Genomic DNA, 16327 nt, shown 5'->3' with positions numbered 1-16327 from the left:
AAGGCCTGATTCAACTCGCCTTGCGCAACGCGGCTATCAACTCATCCTTGCGCATGGTCGAGCGTCCGGGAATCTTCCGCTCCCGCGCTTCTTTCCTCAGGCTCTCGACCGTCTGCGCTTCCCGCGAAGCCTTGCTGCTGCGCGAGTGTCCCTCACGGCTCACCGCTGCGCGCCGTGCCGACTCCTTGCGGTCTTCAGACTTGGCACTCGCCGGTTTCCGGCGTCCGGAACCACCCGCCTTTTCGCCACCGCCGGACTGTTTGTTGACAGTCGCCCAAGCCCGCGCCTCGGCTTCATCTTTCGATACGCCTTTATTTTCATAACTGTCTTCAATGTGTTCGGCCTTGCGCTTTTGCTCGGCGGTGTATTTGGATTTGCTTCCACGAGGCATTGGATTTCTCCTTGCACCAGGTTTTGAGTGCTGTGGTCAGCTGTCGAGTCTGCGGGCCGCTTCCACGCCTGCTGCACTGAGCTTGATGGGCAGGTTCAGAGAGTGCTCGCCTGCTTCGTTACAGGTCACGTGGCCATGGTGGATGAGTCCACGGTCTTGCAGCGCGGCGAGGGCGCTCGCCACGACTTTCTCGCCCCGATAATTGTCCAGCACTTCCTTGCCCAGTCCGTTCGGGTGGGCATGCAATAAATGGGTGAGAACTTCTTTTTCCAGGTTTTTATCGTCGTTCATGGTTACCTTTTCCTGAATGTGAATCGGGCGTTGGCGAACTACTTTCCTGCACCTTCCGAGCCCGAGCCGCCGGTCGTGGTTTTCGAGCCGGTACCGGCGCCTGAGTTATCCGGCGGCAGGGGATTGCCGGAAGTGCCACCCTGACGGCCAGGATCATTGCCCTGGGTGCGCGGGTCGGTGCCGGTGGCCGGCGGCAAGGCATTTTCCACACCCGAGCCGTCGGTGTTCATGCCGGGGGCACTCTGGATGGCAGGAGCTTTCGGGCGTTCGACCGGGTCGGTGGGACCGGTGCCGGCAGCGGTGGTGGTGGCCGCAAAAACCGCAGGACTGAGCAGTGTGGCAAATACGAGGGCAGTCAACCTTGACGAGATCATGGGGTGCCTCCAGTGATTGGAATCCTTACATGGTCTTGGTCTGCCCTCGCTCCGCAATGGTGCCTGATAAGCGACGAACGGTTCAGTTGGCCGGCGCGGTTTTGTTTTCGGACTGTCTCCACAGCAGGCGCCCGATCGTGATCAGCCAGTTCGATACGGCCCCGTTGTGCCGGGCTGACCAGACTGGCGACGATGTCAGGCCCGTGGCTCAGGTCTGAGCCTGGCGATCTCAGGATCGTGAATCACCGGAGTAACGCCTTCAGACGACGCCGATCTCCTCCTTGAATTGCTCCATGAAACCTTTCAGGCGTTGATGGCGGATCTGCGCCAGACGCTGGCCGGCAGCGGTCTGGAAACCGTCGGCCAGATGAAGCAGTTTGGTCTGGAAATGATCGAGGCAGAATCGCTTGTCGTCGTAGTCCCTTGCACGGGCTTCTGGATCGCGTGGGTCGTACAGCGCGCTGCCCATTCGCCCGGCGGTGTAGAAGGTGCGGGCGACGCCGAGCATGCCGAGGGAGTCGAGACGGTCGGCGTCCTGGACGATTCTGGCTTCAAGGGTGCGCGGGGAAATATTCGCGCAAAAGCTGTGGGCTTCGATGGCGTGGATGACGACGCTGATTTTGTTTTCGGGCCAGTTGAGGTTTGCCAGCACCGTCGATGCTTTCTCCGCTGCCAGGCGCGAAGCCTGTGAGCGCAATGGCGAGTTCTTTTCCACGGCCACGCAATCGTGCAGCAGCACGGCCGCCAGCAGCACCTCAAGGTCGCCACCTTCTTCAGTCTGCAAGATGCGTGCGTTGTGCCAGACCCGTTGCAGGTGAGACAGATCGTGAGCGCCATCCTCTGACGGTTCCAGTGCGTGGGGCAGAATTTCGGCGGCGAGTGAGGCCAGTGGTTCAAAAGCGATCGTGTTCATGCATGTCCTATGAAGCAAACAACAATCCTTGTGGGAGCGAGCTTGCTCCGGGCGGCGATCCGACGAAGACCTCGGCACAGGCAATACCTCCATCGACTGGCGGGACGCCTTCGCGAGCAAGCTCGCTCCCACACGGATCGCCGTGTTTCTGTGATTGAGTAGGGTAGTGTTTGCTTTGCCATGTGACGAGCGCGGCGTGCCGCCTTAGTATGGCGTTTTCCTATTTCCGACAAGGCCCGTCCATGACGATCGAAATCCGCCCGGCGACCCCCAGCGATGCGCCGCAAATCCTCGCGTTCATCACTGAACTTGCAGACTTCGAAAAGGCCCGTCACGAAGTCATCGCCAGCGTCGCCGACATCGAGCGCAGCCTGTTCAGCGAAGGCGCCACCGCCCACGGCCTGATCTGCCTGCGTGATGGGCTGCCGATCGGTTTCGCGGTGTTTTTCTTCAGCTATTCGACCTGGCTGGGCAGCAATTGCCTGTACCTCGAAGACCTCTACATTACCCCGGAGCAACGGGGCGGCGGCGCCGGCAAAACCTTGTTGCGCCACCTCGCGAAAATCGCCTGCGCCAACGACTGCGGCCGCTTCGAGTGGAGCGTTCTGGACTGGAACACCCCGGCCATCGAATTCTACAAATCCCTCGGTGCCCAGCCGCAGGAAGAGTGGGTGAGGTATCGCATGGATGGCAAGGTGCTACGGGAGTTTGCCGAGGGCAATTGAGCCGCACCGACAATACTGCAGGCGCTGTTTCAGCCTGCAGTATTTTTTTTGCTCGAATCCCATAATATGGGAATGATATTTATATATTGAGATTTTGCTGCGCCCAGGTTTATAGTCCGGCTCACTCACTGCCAATAACAAAACAGGTGAAGCGATGCTGGCGCAATTGATCGCGCTCGATTGGGGGACGACCTCTCTGCGTGCTTACAAACTCGGGACGGGCGGACAGGTACTGGCGCAGCGTTCGCTGTCGTTCGGGATCATGCAGTTGCCGAAGACGCCGCGACCCCTCCACGGTCGTGAATGCGCCGATGGATTTGAACTGGCATTCGACGAGGCGTGCGGTGACTGGCTCGATGCGCAGCCCGACTTGCCGGTGATCGCCTGCGGCATGGTCGGCAGCGCCCAGGGCTGGCGCGAAGCAACCTACCGCGATACGCCGGCCAACGTGGCCGATCTCGGAAAATCCCTGCTGACCGTACACAGCCTTCGCGGTGTCGATGTGCATATCGTGCCGGGTGTGATTCAGCGTTCAACATTGCCGAATGTGATGCGCGGCGAAGAAACCCAGGTCCTCGGCGTCCTGCAGAATCTGCCGGTCGAGGCGGGCAATGATCTGTTGATCGGCCTGCCGGGCAGTCATTCGAAATGGGTGGAGGTGGCCGACGGCTGCATCACCCGCTTCGACACCTTCATGACTGGCGAAGTGTTCGCTGTGCTCAGCGAACACAGCATTCTTGGCCGTACCCAACAGCACAGCGCGACGTTCGACGCCGAGGCCTTTGAACGCGGTGTGCAGGTAGCGTTGTCGGAGGAAGGCGAGATCGGTGTGCTATCGACATTGTTCAGCGCCCGCAGCCTGGGCCTGACCGGTGAACTCAGCGCCACCGCACAACCGGACTATCTGTCCGGGTTGCTGATCGGTCATGAACTGACAGCATTGGCCACCGTGCAACGACGCCGGCGCAACAGCGCACCTCTTCCTTCGATCATCCTCATCGGCAACACGCAGTTGTGCGCCCGATACAGCCGCGCCCTTGATGCCTGCGGTTTCGCCCGAGTGACTCTGGCGGAACAGGCTACCGAGCGTGGGTTGTGGCAACTGGCCCTCGCCGGCGGACTGATCGATTCCTTATCCCGCTAACCCTGACTGGAGGCCTGACATGCTCAAGCAAGCACTGGCACAAAACGGTCTGATCGCGATCCTGCGCGGCCTGCATCCGCAGGAAGCCGCAGCTGTCGGAGAAGTCCTGTACGCGGCCGGATTTCGCGTCATCGAAGTACCGCTCAATTCCCCTGCACCGTACGAAAGCATTCGCATTCTGCGTAAGACCCTGCCCGCCGATTGCCTGATCGGTGCCGGCACGGTGCTGACTCCGGAACAGGTCGAACGGGTGAAGGAGGCCGGCGGCCAGGTGATCGTCATGCCCCACAGCGATGCGAAGGTATTGCGCGCGGCGAAAGCGGCGGGGCTGTACCTGTCGCCCGGCGTTGCCACGCCGACCGAAGCCTTTGCAGCGCTGGAGGAGGGCGCAGACATTCTCAAGCTGTTCCCGGCCGAGCAGATGGGGCCGGCGGTGGTGAAAGCCTGGCTGGCGGTGCTGCCCGTCGGGACGATTCTCGCGCCCGTCGGTGGCATCACCCCGGACAACATGCAGGCGTTCATCGACGCCGGCGTCAAAGGCTTCGGTCTTGGTTCCGGGCTGTTCAAACCGGGCATGACGACCGAGCAAGTGGCGGCCAATGCCAGGGCCTACGTGGCGGCCTGGAAAGCCCTTTGCTAAGACTTTTCCGGCGCTGCGTGCGCTGCATCCAACAAGAGAGACAAGCAGATGAAAATCACCCGACTCACCACCTTCATCGTCCCGCCGCGCTGGTGCTTCCTGAAAATCGAAACCGACGAGGGCGTGACCGGTTGGGGCGAGCCTGTGGTCGAGGGCCGGGCCCACACCGTCGCCGCTGCGGTCGAGGAATTGTCCGACTACCTGATCGGCAAAGACCCACGCAATATCGAGGACATCTGGACCGTGCTGTACCGCGGCGGCTTCTACCGGGGCGGCGCCATCCACATGAGCGCTTTGGCCGGCATCGACCAGGCGTTATGGGACATCAAGGGCAAGGCCCTTGGCGTGTCGGTCAGTGATCTGCTCGGCGGTCAGGTGCGGGACAAGATCCGCGTGTACTCGTGGATCGGTGGTGACCGGCCGGCGGACACCGCGCGGGCCGCGAAAGAGGCGGTGGGCCGTGGTTTTACCGCAGTGAAAATGAACGGCACCGAAGAGCTGCAATTTCTCGATACCTTCGAGAAAGTCGATCTGGCACTGGCCAACGTCGCCGCCGTGCGTGATGCGGTGGGGCCGAACGTCGGCATTGGCGTCGACTTCCATGGCCGGGTGCACAAACCCATGGCCAAGGTGCTGATAAAGGAACTCGATCCCTACAAATTGATGTTCATCGAAGAGCCGGTGCTTAGCGAAAACTACGAAGCGCTGAAAGAATTGGCGCCGCTGACCAGCACACCAATTGCCCTCGGCGAGCGACTGTTTTCGCGCTGGGATTTCAAACGGGTGTTGAGCGAAGGTTACGTCGACATCATCCAGCCGGATGCCTCTCATGCCGGTGGTATCACCGAGACCCGCAAGATCGCCAACATGGCTGAAGCCTACGACGTGGCGCTGGCGCTGCATTGCCCGCTGGGGCCGATTGCACTGGCGGCGTGTCTGCAACTGGACGCCGCTTGTTACAACGCGTTTATCCAGGAGCAGAGCCTGGGTATCCATTACAACGAGAGCAATGACCTGCTCGATTATGTGAAGGATCCACGGGTGTTCGACTACGACAAAGGCTTCGTGAAGATCCCGAACGGCCCGGGGCTGGGGATCGAGATCAACGAGGAGTACGTGATCGAACGTGCGGCGGTCGGCCACCGCTGGCGCAACCCGGTCTGGCGTCATGCCGATGGCAGTTTTGCCGAGTGGTGAGTCTTTTCTGACCCGACACCAAACACTGTGGGAGCGAGCTTGCTCGCGAAGAGGGCGGCACATTCGAAACCGATGTCGCCTGATAGATCGCTTCGCGAGCAAGCTCGCTCCCACAGGTTGATCTCCATGGAGCGGAGATCTGCATCCCCCCCCCGACCTCAATAAACATAAGAAGAGGCGCTCCCCATGCAACCGCAAACCCTCACCGGGCAAGCGACATTAGTCACGCCCAGCCGCAAGCGGTTTTTCATCATGGTGCTGCTGTTCATCACCGTGGTCATCAACTACCTCGACCGCAGCAACCTGTCGATTGCCGCCCCGGCACTTACCACTGAACTGGGCATCGACCCGGTGCATGTCGGGTTGATCTTTTCCGCGTTCGGCTGGACCTACGCCGCCATGCAGATCCCCGGCGGCTGGCTGGTGGACCGGGTGCCGCCGCGCATCCTTTACAGCGCCGCGCTGCTGTTGTGGTCGCTGGCCACGGTGATGCTCGGTTTCGCCGCCAGTTTCATCGCGCTGTTCGTGCTGCGCATGGCGGTCGGTGCGCTGGAAGCACCGGCGTATCCGATCAACAGTCGCGTGGTGACAACCTGGTTCCCCGAGCGTGAGCGGGCCACGGCCATCGGTTTCTACACCTCCGGGCAGTTTGTCGGGCTGGCGTTCCTGACCCCGGTGCTGGCGTGGCTGCAACATGAATTTGGCTGGCACATGGTGTTTGTCGTGACCGGTGCGGTGGGCATCGTGTGGGCGGCGATCTGGTACGCGGTGTATCGCGAGCCACGGGATTTCAAAGGCGCCAACGAAGGCGAAATCGACCTGATCCGTGAGGGCGGCGGGCTGGTGGACATCGCCGTCGAAACCGCCAAAGTAAAGGCGACATTCAGCTGGACCGATCTCGGCATCGTCCTCAGCAAGCGCAAGTTATGGGGGAACTATATCGGCCAGTTCTGCCTGAACTCGACGCTGTGGTTTTTCCTGACGTGGTTCCCGACCTACCTTGTGAAATATCGCGGCATGGACTTCATCAAGTCCGGCCTGCTGGCATCGCTGCCGTTTCTCGCCGCGTTCATCGGCGTGCTGTGCTCCGGATTCTTTTCCGACTTCCTCATCCGGCGTGGCTGCACCGTCGGGTTTGCGCGCAAGTTGCCGATCATTGGCGGGTTGCTGATTTCCACCTCGATCATCGGCGCCAACTTCGTCGAGTCGACACCGCTGGTGATTGCTTTCCTGGCCCTGGCGTTCTTCGGCAACGGTCTGGCGTCGATTACCTGGTCACTGGTCTCGACCCTGGCACCGGCGCGGTTGCTGGGCTTGACCGGCGGAGTGTTCAACTTCATCGGCAACCTGTCGGCGATTGCCACGCCGATTGTCATCGGCTTTCTGGCCAGCGGCGATTCGTTCGCACCGGCCATTACCTACATCGCGATTCTGGCCCTGATCGGTGCCTTGTCCTACGTGTTGCTGGTGGGCAAGGTCGAGCGCATCGAGTTGTAGTCGTCCCTGTCGGGCGACCATAATGCCGCCCGTTCCCTCGCTCAACGCTAAAGGCTGGATATGCAGGAAGACGCCCCGAAAAATGCCAAGGACGCCGCGCCGACCGGCACCCAGACCCTGCTTCGCGGGCTGGGGGTGGTGCAGGCCGTCGCCAGTGGCGCCCGCGATCTCAAAGAGATTGCCCGCCTGATCGGCACGACGCGCAGCACCACCCATCGTCTGGCCAGTTGTCTGGTGGATGAGCGCTACCTGCGTGTGGTGCCGCAAGTCGGTTATCTGCTGGGGCCGAAACTGATCGAACTGGGTTTCCAGGCGCGTGAAGAGTTGCCGCTGGCGACATTGGCCGGGCCGTATCTGGACGAGTTGTCGGCGCTGACCGGCGATACCGTTCACCTGGGGATCCGTGAAGGCGACGAGGTGCTTTACCTGTTGAAGAACCCGGGACGCAACGGCCCGGAAATGCGCTCGCGGGTCGGCCACCGCATGCCGCTGGCGCGGACCGGAATCGGCAAGGCTCTGATGCTCGATGACGCGCCGCAGGATTGGCAGCGTCTGTACGACATCAGCCTGCCGGCGGGTGGGAAAAGTCAGTTCTGGCCGCAGCATCCCCAGCAGTCGTGGGAGCAGCTCGAACAGCGCATGGTGGAATACGTGGCCGGTGGCTATGCATTCGATCTGGAAGACAACGAACCGTCGATCCGCTGCGTGGCGGCGCCGATCCGCGACGCGAGCAAGCGCATCGTCGCAGCGATCAGCATCGCCAGCACCGTGCCGTACATGCCGCTGGAGAAGATGGCCGAGCTGATTCCCCTGATCAAAGGGGTCACGGCCCGGCTCTCGGCAGAACTTGGTTTAAAAGTGCAGGTTTGAAGGTTTAGAGCTTCAGTGTCGCCATATCGATCACAAAGCGGTACTTCACGTCACCGGCGATCATGCGGGCGTAGGCTTCGTTGATCTGGCGGATGTCGAGCATTTCGATGTCGCAGCTGATGTTGTGCTCGGCGCAGAAATCCAGCACTTCCTGGGTTTCGGCGACGCCGCCGATCAACGAACCGGCCAGCACCCGGCGACCCAGCACCAGTTTGGCGGCGTGGACCGGCGGATCGATCGGTTCGATCAGGCCCACCAGAATGTGCACGCCATCGAAGCGCAGGGTGTCGAGGTAAGGGTTGAGGTCGTGCTGCACCGGAATGGTGTCCAGCAGGAAGTCGAAGCGACCGGCCGCAGCTTTCATCTGCTCTTCGTCGGTGGAGACGATCACATGATCGGCGCCCTGGCGACGACCTTCCTCGGCCTTGCTTGCCGAGCGGGTGAACAGCGTCACTTCGGCGCCCATGGCTTTGGCGAACTTGATGCCCATGTGGCCGAGGCCGCCCATGCCGAGAATCCCGACCTTGTCGCCGGCCTTCACTCCGTAATGCTTGAGCGGCGAATAAGTGGTGATGCCCGCACAGAGAATCGGCGCGGCCGCCGCCGGATCCAGTTTCTCGGGGATACGCACCACGAAGTGTTCGCTGACCACGATGCTGTCCGAATAACCGCCCATGGTGTTGCTGCCGTCGACCCGGTCCGGCGTGGCATAGGTCATGGTTGGGCCTTCGAGGCAGTATTGCTCCAGGTTCGACTGGCAGGCTTCGCAGGTGCGGCAGGAGTCGACCATGCAGCCGACACCCACCAGATCGCCTACTTTGCGTTTGGTGACATTCGCACCGACGGCGGTGACTTTTCCGACGATCTCGTGGCCGGGCATCAGCGGGTAAACGGCGATGCCCCATTCGTTGCGCGCCTGATGGATGTCGGAGTGGCAGACGCCGCAGTACAGAATGTCGATGGCGACGTCGTCGGCACGAGGGCTGCGGCGTTCGAACTTCATCGGGGCGAGGGGAGTGGTGGCCGTTTGAGCGGCATAACCGATGGCGGTGTACATGAGCAACCTCGCAAAACAGTGACAAATGAGGCGGCGCATTCTGGGCGCCGTCCGGTGGTCCGGCCATGGCGATTCCTCCGGGTGTCATGCCTAATCCTCCGGCATGCGGGGTTGATAGGTCGCATTGGCAGAAGGATCTGCGATGATGTTTTTGTCCCTTTTTCCGCGTTTTTTTCTGTAGAGCCAGCTGATGCAATTGACCCGTCATCTTGATGCCAACGCCACCCTGGTTTCGCTGATCGAACCGCTGGCGCTGCGCGATGGTTACAGCCAGACCGGGCTGCCGGGTGTGCAGGTGCTGCGCGCCAGTTGCGACGTCGCCCGTGGCCCGCACATTTACGAACCGAGCCTGATGATCATCGCCCAGGGCAGCAAACTGGCGTACCTGGGGCCGCGCACCATGGAATACGGCGCGGGGCATTACCTGATCCAGGCGCTGCCGGTGCCATTCGAATGCGAAACCTATGCGTTGCCGGACGCGCCGTTGCTCGGGGTGTCGGTAGCGATCGACCGGGTGCTGCTCGGGGAACTGGTGCTGGCCATGGGGCTGGCGCCGGGGCGCCATATTCCGGCCCAGACCCCGGAGTCGATGACGTCGGTGGTACTCGACGATGACATGCGCGGTTGCGTCGAACGCTTGCTGCGTTGTCTGCATGATCCGCTGGAGTGCCAGATTCTCGGACCGGCGCGTGTTCGAGAGTTATTGTTTGTGGCGTTGCGCGGACCTCAGGCTGATGTGCTGCGGGCGCTGGTCGAACAGCAGGGGCAGTTCGCTCGGGTGGCGGCTTCGATCAGTCATCTGCATGCGCACTACACCGAGCCGTTGAACGTCGAGACGCTGGCCGGGTGCGCGAACATGAGCGTTTCAACCTTTCACGAGCACTTCAAACGCAGCACGTTGCTGTCGCCGGTGCAGTACCTGAAGCGTCTGCGTTTGTTGAAGGCGCAGACGCTGCTGGTCGCCGAGGGGCTTGGGGTGGCGCAGGTGGCACATCGGGTGGGGTATCAAAGTACGTCGCAGTTCAGCCGTGAGTACAAACGCTATTTCGAGCGTAGTCCGGGGGAAGAGCGCGCGGCCTGATCCCTTACAGATCGCAGGCAACAAAAAGGCCCCCATACAGGGAGCCTTGATGTTCAACGGATCGACTTACATGTTTGGATAGGTCGGACCGCCGGCGCCTTCCGGCGTCACCCAGGTGATGTTCTGCGAAGGATCCTTGATGTCACAGGTCTTGCAGTGCACGCAGTTCTGGGCGTTGATCTGGAAGCGTTTCTCGCCGTCTTCCTGGGTGATCACTTCATACACGCCGGCCGGGCAGTAGCGCTGCGCCGGTTCGTCGTACATCGGCAGGTTGCGGCTCAGCGGGATGCTTGGGTCGGTCAGTTTCAGGTGGCACGGCTGTTCTTCTTCGTGGTTGGTACCGGAGATGAACACCGAGCTCAGCTTGTCGAAGCTGATCTTGCCGTCGGGTTTCGGGTAGTCGATCTTCTTGCAGTCGGCCGCGAGCTTGAGGCAGGCGTAGTCCGGCTTGGTGTCGTGCAGGGTGAACGGCAGTTTGCCGCCGAAGATGTTCTGGTCCAGCCAGTTGAAGCCGCCGCCGACGATGGCGCCGAACTTGTGGATCGCCGGGCCGAAGTTGCGGCTGGCGAACAGTTCTTCGTAGAGCCAGCTCTTCTTGAAGGCGTCGACGTAGGTGGTCAGCTCTTCGGTGCCGTCCTTGTCGGCGAACAGCGCGTCGGCCACGGATTCGGCGGCGAGCATGCCGGACTTCATCGCGGTGTGGCTGCCCTTGATCTTGGCAAAGTTCAGGGTACCGAGGTCGCAACCGATCAGCGCGCCGCCCTTGAACACCATTTTCGGTAGCGAGTTCAAGCCGCCCTTGCAGATGGCGCGGGCGCCGTAACTGACGCGCTTGCCGCCTTCCAGGTATTGCTTGAGCACCGGATGATGCTTGAGGCGCTGAAACTCATCGAACGGCGACAGGTACGTGTTGCTGTAGGACAGATCGACGATCAGACCGACCACCACCTGATTATTTTCCAGGTGATAGAGGAAGGAACCACCGGTGTTTTCGGTGCCCATGATGTCCAGCGGCCAACCGGCGGTGTGCACCACCAGGCCTGGCTGGTGTTTGGCCGGGTCGATTTCCCAGATTTCTTTCAGGCCGATGCCATAGTGCTGGGCGTCGGCATCGCTGTCGAGGTTGTAGCGCTTGATCAGTTGCTTGCCGATATGGCCACGGCAGCCCTCGGCGAACAGCGTGTATTTGCCACGCAGTTCCATGCCCGGGGTGTACAGGCCTTCCTTCGGGTTGCCTTCGCGGTCGACACCGAGGTCGCCGGTGATGATCCCGCGCACGATGCCGTTTTCATCGATCAGCGCTTCCTGAGCGGCGAAGCCCGGGTAGATTTCCACGCCCAGATTCTCGGCCTGCTGGGCCAGCCAGCGGCACAGGTTGCCGAGGGAGATGATGTAGTTGCCTTCGTTGTGCATGGTCTTGGGCACAAAGAAGTCAGGAATCTTCTGCGCGCTTTCGGCGTTTTTCAGCACGAAAATGTCATCGCGGGTGACGGGCGTGTTCAGCGGCGCGCCGAGTTCTTTCCAGTCCGGGAACAGTTCGTTCAGGGCCCGTGGTTCGAATACGGCGCCGGACAGGATGTGTGCGCCGACTTCGGAGCCTTTTTCGACCACGCAGACGCTGATTTCCTTACCGGCTTCGGCGGCCTTCTGCTTCAGACGGCAGGCGGCGGACAGGCCAGCGGGGCCGGCACCGACGATGACCACGTCGAATTCCATGTATTCGCGTTCCACAGGCTATCTCCTACTCAAGGCTCAACAGTTTTTTTTCTAATTTGGAGGTTCGGTGTCGTATCCGTTATTGCCTTTACGTTAACGTCAAGGGTAATAATGGGCAAACCACCTTTCTCTCTAGGCGGCGCATTATATCTACACCACTCTTAGCGTCCAATACAAACGTTTGTTTGAATTGGCTCGAGGCCAGAGAAATCAAAGAAGCGCGGCTTATGACAGGGCATTTTGGCGTATTGACCAGAATGGGCGTTCCGGTCAAGATACGGTCGGTTTTGCGCTCGCCGTAGGCTGAATGGTGGTTTCAAGAGCACCTCTAAAGACAGGGCGAAGGCGGTATCCGGTGATGCGCAGCGCAGGTTCGGCGCGCAGTTTACACACCGCGAAGCGGCATGACTTGTCAGTCACGACTGACGAACGGTCAGTCCGCTCGGCCGGCGTTTTTGGAGGTGCCCTTGTGCCCGATGAGCATCAACCGCCAGGTTCGCCTAGGCGACTTTCTTTTCACCGGAGAGTAACGAGGAATCCATGAAGGTTCTTGTAGCTGTCAAACGCGTTGTGGATTACAACGTCAAGGTTCGCGTCAAGGCGGACAATTCCGGCGTAGACCTCGCCAACGTCAAGATGTCGATGAACCCTTTCTGCGAAATCGCAGTGGAAGAGGCCGTACGCCTGAAAGAGAAAGGCGTTGCGAGCGAGATCGTCGTCGTCTCCATCGGCCCGTCCACCGCTCAGGAGCAACTGCGTACCGCGCTGGCTCTGGGTGCCGACCGCGCCATCCTCGTCGAATCCGCTGAAGAACTGACCTCCCTGGCCGTGGCCAAGCTGCTCAAGGCCGTGGTCGACAAGGAACAGCCTCAGCTGGTGATCCTGGGCAAACAGGCCATTGACAGCGACAACAACCAGACCGGCCAGATGCTCGCAGCACTGAGCGGCTACGGTCAGGGCACGTTCGCCTCGAAAGTCGAAGTCTCCGGCGACAGCGTTGCCGTGACCCGCGAAATCGACGGCGGCGCGCAGACCGTTTCCCTGAAGCTGCCGGCCATCGTCACCACCGACCTGCGTTTGAACGAGCCGCGCTATGCGTCCCTGCCAAACATCATGAAAGCCAAGAAGAAGCCTCTCGAGACGCTGACTCCGGACGCTTTGGGCGTTTCCACCGCCTCCACCAACAAGACCCTGAAAGTCGAAGCGCCAGCGGCACGCAGCGCGGGCATCAAGGTCAAGTCGGTGGCTGAACTGGTCGAGAAACTGAAAAACGAAGCGAAGGTAATCTGAACATGACTATCTTGGTAATCGCCGAACACGACAACAAGGTGCTGGCCCCGGCCACCCTGAACACTGTGGCTGCCGCCGCCAAAATCGGTGGCGACATCCACGTTCTGGTTGCCGGCCAGGGCGCTGGCGCCGTGGCGGAAGCCGCTGCGAAAATCGCTGGCGTGAGCAAGGTCCTGAACGCTGACAATGCTGCATACGCGCATCAGCTGCCGGAAAACGTTGCTCCGCTGGTGGCCGAACTGGGCAAGGGCTACAGCCACATCCTGGCTGCCGCCACTTCCAACGGCAAAAACATCCTGCCGCGCGTTGCCGCTCAGCTGGACGTTGACCAGATCTCCGAAATCATCTCGGTAGAAAGCGCCGACACCTTCAAGCGTCCGATCTACGCCGGTAACGCCATCGCTACCGTGCAATCGACCGCTGCGATCAAAGTGATCACCGTACGTGCCACCGGTTTCGATCCGGTTGCGGCAGAAGGTGGTTCGGCTGCCGTTGAATCGGTTGCCGCCGCTCACGACTCCGGCATTTCCAGCTTCGTCAACGAAGAACTGGCCAAGTCCGATCGTCCTGAGCTGACCGCTGCCAAGATCGTCGTTTCCGGCGGCCGCGGCATGCAGAACGGTGACAACTTCAAACACCTGTACGCGCTGGCCGACAAGCTGGGCGCTGCCGTCGGTGCTTCCCGCGCCGCGGTCGACGCAGGTTTCGTACCGAACGACATGCAGGTCGGTCAGACCGGCAAGATCGTTGCGCCACAACTCTACATCGCTGTCGGTATCTCCGGCGCGATCCAGCACCTGGCCGGCATGAAAGACTCCAAAGTGATCGTTGCGATCAACAAGGACGAAGAAGCACCGATCTTCCAGGTGGCTGACTACGGCCTGGTGGCGGATCTGTTCGAAGCCGTACCTGAGCTGGAGAAGCTGGTCTAATCCGGCAGCTTCACTTATAAAGGGCCCGACCTTTTGGTCGGGCTTTTTTTTGTTTCGGATTTGATTGGGAGCGTGTCGCCATGGATCTGCATCGCCGGTTGTGCTTCTCCTTATGGCTGGGGCTGGCATTGCTGCCCGGCTTGTCGGTGGCGGCCGGCAAGTGCGAGCGGCTGGTCGTCACCGGCAGCCCGGATGCACCGCCGTATCTCTGGCAGGATCCACAGAATCCCAAACAGTTGATCGGCGCCAGCGCCGACCTGCTGCAGCAAGTGGCGAAGGATCTGGGCATCAAGGTGGAACTGCTTTACGCCGGCAAACGCTCACAGGCCCTCGATGAGGCTCGCAGTGGACGCATGGACATGCTGGCCGACGCCCCCCTGAATGTCAGCGAACTGGAAAATTTCGACTACATCCATCCGCCGCTGCTGGAAAATGATTATCTGGTGTGGACCCGTAAAGGTTCGACACTCGTCTATAGCGAAGCCAAAGACTTGCATGGACATACCGGAGGCCTGTCGGAAAAGTCTCGAATGACGTCGGCATTCAGCACTTTCGCCGAGCAGCAATTGACTCTTGTACGTACGGCAAACCTTACCCAGGCATTTCAGAAACTTCTGTTGGGCGAGGTGGAATATGTACTCGCCGGACGTTACTCGGGGATGGCAGCCGCGCAGGCATTGGGCATGGCCAATGATCTGCTGGCCTTTGAACAGCCGATCGACCGGCCAGGTCTGTTCCTGGCGATTTCTCACAACTCCGCCTGCAACGATCCCTGGTTGCGCGGACAGCTGGCCAAAAAGATGACAGAATTGCCCGCGTCCGGCCTGACGGAAACCACGCTGCAGCGCAACATCGAGCGCTGGAAGGCGCAGCAGCAACAGGCGCCGCAACAACCTGTCAGTGCCCCAAAACAGTAGGGATTCTCAGTGAGTAACAAACTTCCTTTCGCGGCCCTGGCCGTCCTGGCTCTGGCCGGTTGCGCCAGTGATCCGGCACCCCACGAACAAATGCGTTTGACCGAGCGAGCGCTCGAGCAAGCCAAGGCTGTCGGCGCCACTGCTGACGAAGTGCCGGAAATGAAACTGGCCGAAGACAAGTTCAATCGGGCCAAGGGCAGCATGGCCGGCGAATCCTACAAGAATGCGCGGGTGCGCGCCGAACAGGCCGAGCTGGATGCCCGTCTGGCCGAAGCAAAGGTGCTGACACAGAAAAGCGAGGAACAACTGAACGTGCTCAATTCCCGCATCATCCGTCTGCGCAAGCAACTGGGGGATGCCCAATGAGTCTGACGTCCAACATGTTCGGCGCACTGGTGCTCGTCGGTTGCACCAGCCTCTTTGGCTGTGCAGGTCAACACAGCGAAGGCGCCTTGCAGGAGGCCAGTGCTGACTTTCAGAAGGTCAAGGAAGACTCCAATGTGCTGCGAATCGCACCGAAAGACGTGATTCGGGCCGGTGAGTCCCTGGCTCGTGCCGATCGGCTTTCCTCGTACTGGGGAAGTGGTGCGGACGTGGTCCATTATTCCTACCTGAGCCAGCGCTACAGCCAGATCGCCCGGGAACATACCAATCTGGTGCTCAACGAGGAGCGCGCAGCGAAACTGGAACTCGAGCGCCAACGCCTGCAACTGGCATTGCGCGAATCCAAGCTGTTGAGTGTGCAACAGCAGGGCAAGTGGCTCGAGGAGCAGATCGTTGCATTGGCGACTACCCAGACGGATCGCGGTCTGGTGATGACGTTGGGTGACGTGCTGTTCGACACCGGTGAAGCCGAACTGAAGAACTCGGCCAATCGCGTGGTCCTGAAGATCGTGCAGTTCCTGCAACTCAATCCGAAACGCGTGGTGCGTATCGAGGGTTACACCGATAGCACCGGTGGCAAGCAGGAAAACCTCAAGCTGTCCCGTGATCGCGCACAATCGGTGGCCGACGTGCTGACAGATCTGGGCATCGACGAAAAACGCATTCAGGTCGAAGGCTATGGCGACGAGTACCCGGTGGACGCCAACGCTTCCGAGCGTGGGCGCGCCCAGAACCGTCGGGTGGAAATCGTCTTCTCCGACGAAAAAGGCCAGCTAGGCGCCGCCCGCTGAGGCTGGCGTTACTGGAAAGCCCGGGCTGTCCTGCAGCGCCGGGCTTTTTTACGTCTGTCGATTGCCTCACAAAGCAGTACAGATTTAACCGACACTGCACTGTATGGTTGACTAATA

General features: G+C 60.6%; 18 protein-coding genes. 12 read left to right on the top strand and 6 right to left on the bottom strand.

The features are described 5' to 3' along the window. Positions 1-10 precede the first annotated feature (10 nt). The 4 genes from BBF94_RS01115 to BBF94_RS01095 form a co-directional block, all read right to left on the bottom strand. Positions 11-391, bottom strand: a complete 381-nt coding sequence (locus tag BBF94_RS01115; RefSeq protein ID WP_065257211.1) for a Rho termination factor N-terminal domain-containing protein — start codon at positions 389-391, stop codon at positions 11-13. 36 nt (positions 392-427) lie between these two features. Further along, the gene (locus tag BBF94_RS01110; RefSeq protein ID WP_065257210.1) at positions 428-682 is read right to left on the bottom strand and encodes a hypothetical protein; all 255 of its coding nucleotides are present in this window, start codon (positions 680-682) and stop codon (positions 428-430) included. 38 nt (positions 683-720) lie between these two features. Further along, positions 721-1056: a hypothetical protein gene (locus BBF94_RS01105; protein ID WP_065257209.1), complete on the bottom strand. Its 336-nt coding sequence runs from the start codon at positions 1054-1056 to the stop codon at positions 721-723. Positions 1057-1315: 259 nt separating this feature from the next. Beyond that, on the bottom strand, positions 1316-1969 hold the full coding sequence (locus tag BBF94_RS01095) for an HD domain-containing protein (RefSeq protein ID WP_065257207.1): 654 nt from the start codon (positions 1967-1969) through the stop codon (positions 1316-1318). A 242-nt stretch (positions 1970-2211) separates the two neighbouring features. Here BBF94_RS01095 and BBF94_RS01090 point away from each other — a divergent pair, with 242 nt between their 5' ends. From BBF94_RS01090 to BBF94_RS01065, 6 genes are all read left to right on the top strand, one after another. Continuing rightward, positions 2212-2694 carry a GNAT family N-acetyltransferase gene (locus BBF94_RS01090; RefSeq protein WP_039770630.1) on the top strand — a complete coding sequence of 161 codons (483 nt, stop codon included), beginning with the start codon at positions 2212-2214 and terminating at the stop codon, positions 2692-2694. 154 nt (positions 2695-2848) lie between these two features. Next, positions 2849-3838, top strand: coding sequence for a 2-dehydro-3-deoxygalactonokinase (locus BBF94_RS01085; RefSeq protein WP_065257206.1), 990 nt, complete (start codon positions 2849-2851; stop codon positions 3836-3838). Between the two features lie 19 nt (positions 3839-3857). Next, complete coding sequence (locus BBF94_RS01080) at positions 3858-4478, top strand: 2-dehydro-3-deoxy-6-phosphogalactonate aldolase (protein WP_065257205.1); 621 nt, start codon at positions 3858-3860, stop codon at positions 4476-4478. A 48-nt stretch (positions 4479-4526) separates the two neighbouring features. After that, entirely contained in the window at positions 4527-5675 is a 1149-nt protein-coding gene (gene dgoD, locus BBF94_RS01075) for a galactonate dehydratase (protein ID WP_065257204.1), read from the top strand. A 186-nt stretch (positions 5676-5861) separates the two neighbouring features. Beyond that, complete coding sequence (locus tag BBF94_RS01070; protein ID WP_065257203.1) at positions 5862-7172, top strand: MFS transporter; 1311 nt, start codon at positions 5862-5864, stop codon at positions 7170-7172. A gap of 60 nt (positions 7173-7232) precedes the next feature. Then, the gene (locus tag BBF94_RS01065; protein WP_065257202.1) at positions 7233-8042 is read left to right on the top strand and encodes an IclR family transcriptional regulator; all 810 of its coding nucleotides are present in this window, start codon (positions 7233-7235) and stop codon (positions 8040-8042) included. Between the two features lie 4 nt (positions 8043-8046). On the opposite strand, the gene BBF94_RS01060 is transcribed toward BBF94_RS01065, so the two are convergent. Beyond that, the gene (locus BBF94_RS01060; RefSeq protein ID WP_065257201.1) at positions 8047-9099 is read right to left on the bottom strand and encodes an NAD(P)-dependent alcohol dehydrogenase; all 1053 of its coding nucleotides are present in this window, start codon (positions 9097-9099) and stop codon (positions 8047-8049) included. 190 nt (positions 9100-9289) lie between these two features. On the opposite strand from BBF94_RS01060, the gene BBF94_RS01055 reads away from it, so the two are divergent. After that, on the top strand, positions 9290-10180 hold the full coding sequence (locus BBF94_RS01055) for an AraC family transcriptional regulator (protein WP_065257200.1): 891 nt from the start codon (positions 9290-9292) through the stop codon (positions 10178-10180). 66 nt (positions 10181-10246) lie between these two features. On the opposite strand, the gene BBF94_RS01050 is transcribed toward BBF94_RS01055, so the two are convergent. Next, positions 10247-11911: an electron transfer flavoprotein-ubiquinone oxidoreductase gene (locus BBF94_RS01050; RefSeq protein ID WP_065257199.1), complete on the bottom strand. Its 1665-nt coding sequence runs from the start codon at positions 11909-11911 to the stop codon at positions 10247-10249. Positions 11912-12436: 525 nt separating this feature from the next. Here BBF94_RS01050 and BBF94_RS01045 point away from each other — a divergent pair. The 5 genes from BBF94_RS01045 (at position 12437) to BBF94_RS01025 (ending at position 16210) form a co-directional block, all read left to right on the top strand. Further along, positions 12437-13186 carry an electron transfer flavoprotein subunit beta/FixA family protein gene (locus BBF94_RS01045; protein WP_065257198.1) on the top strand — a complete coding sequence of 250 codons (750 nt, stop codon included), beginning with the start codon at positions 12437-12439 and terminating at the stop codon, positions 13184-13186. A 2-nt stretch (positions 13187-13188) separates the two neighbouring features. Beyond that, entirely contained in the window at positions 13189-14118 is a 930-nt protein-coding gene (locus tag BBF94_RS01040) for an electron transfer flavoprotein subunit alpha/FixB family protein (RefSeq protein WP_065257197.1), read from the top strand. Between the two features lie 80 nt (positions 14119-14198). Then, positions 14199-15035, top strand: coding sequence for a substrate-binding periplasmic protein (locus BBF94_RS01035; RefSeq protein ID WP_065257196.1), 837 nt, complete (start codon positions 14199-14201; stop codon positions 15033-15035). 36 nt (positions 15036-15071) lie between these two features. Next, positions 15072-15401: a DUF4398 domain-containing protein gene (locus BBF94_RS01030; RefSeq protein ID WP_065257269.1), complete on the top strand. Its 330-nt coding sequence runs from the start codon at positions 15072-15074 to the stop codon at positions 15399-15401. Then, entirely contained in the window at positions 15398-16210 is an 813-nt protein-coding gene (locus BBF94_RS01025; protein ID WP_065257195.1) for an OmpA family protein, read from the top strand. Before BBF94_RS01030 ends, BBF94_RS01025 begins: the two co-directional genes overlap by 4 nt. Positions 16211-16327 lie beyond the last annotated feature (117 nt).

Origin of the sequence: Pseudomonas bananamidigenes (assembly GCF_001679645.1) — a bacterium.
GTDB classification, from domain to species: domain Bacteria; phylum Pseudomonadota; class Gammaproteobacteria; order Pseudomonadales; family Pseudomonadaceae; genus Aquipseudomonas; species Aquipseudomonas bananamidigenes.
The sequence above is the reverse complement of the archived record's forward strand: the minus strand, read 5'-3'. Positions and strand labels throughout refer to the sequence as shown.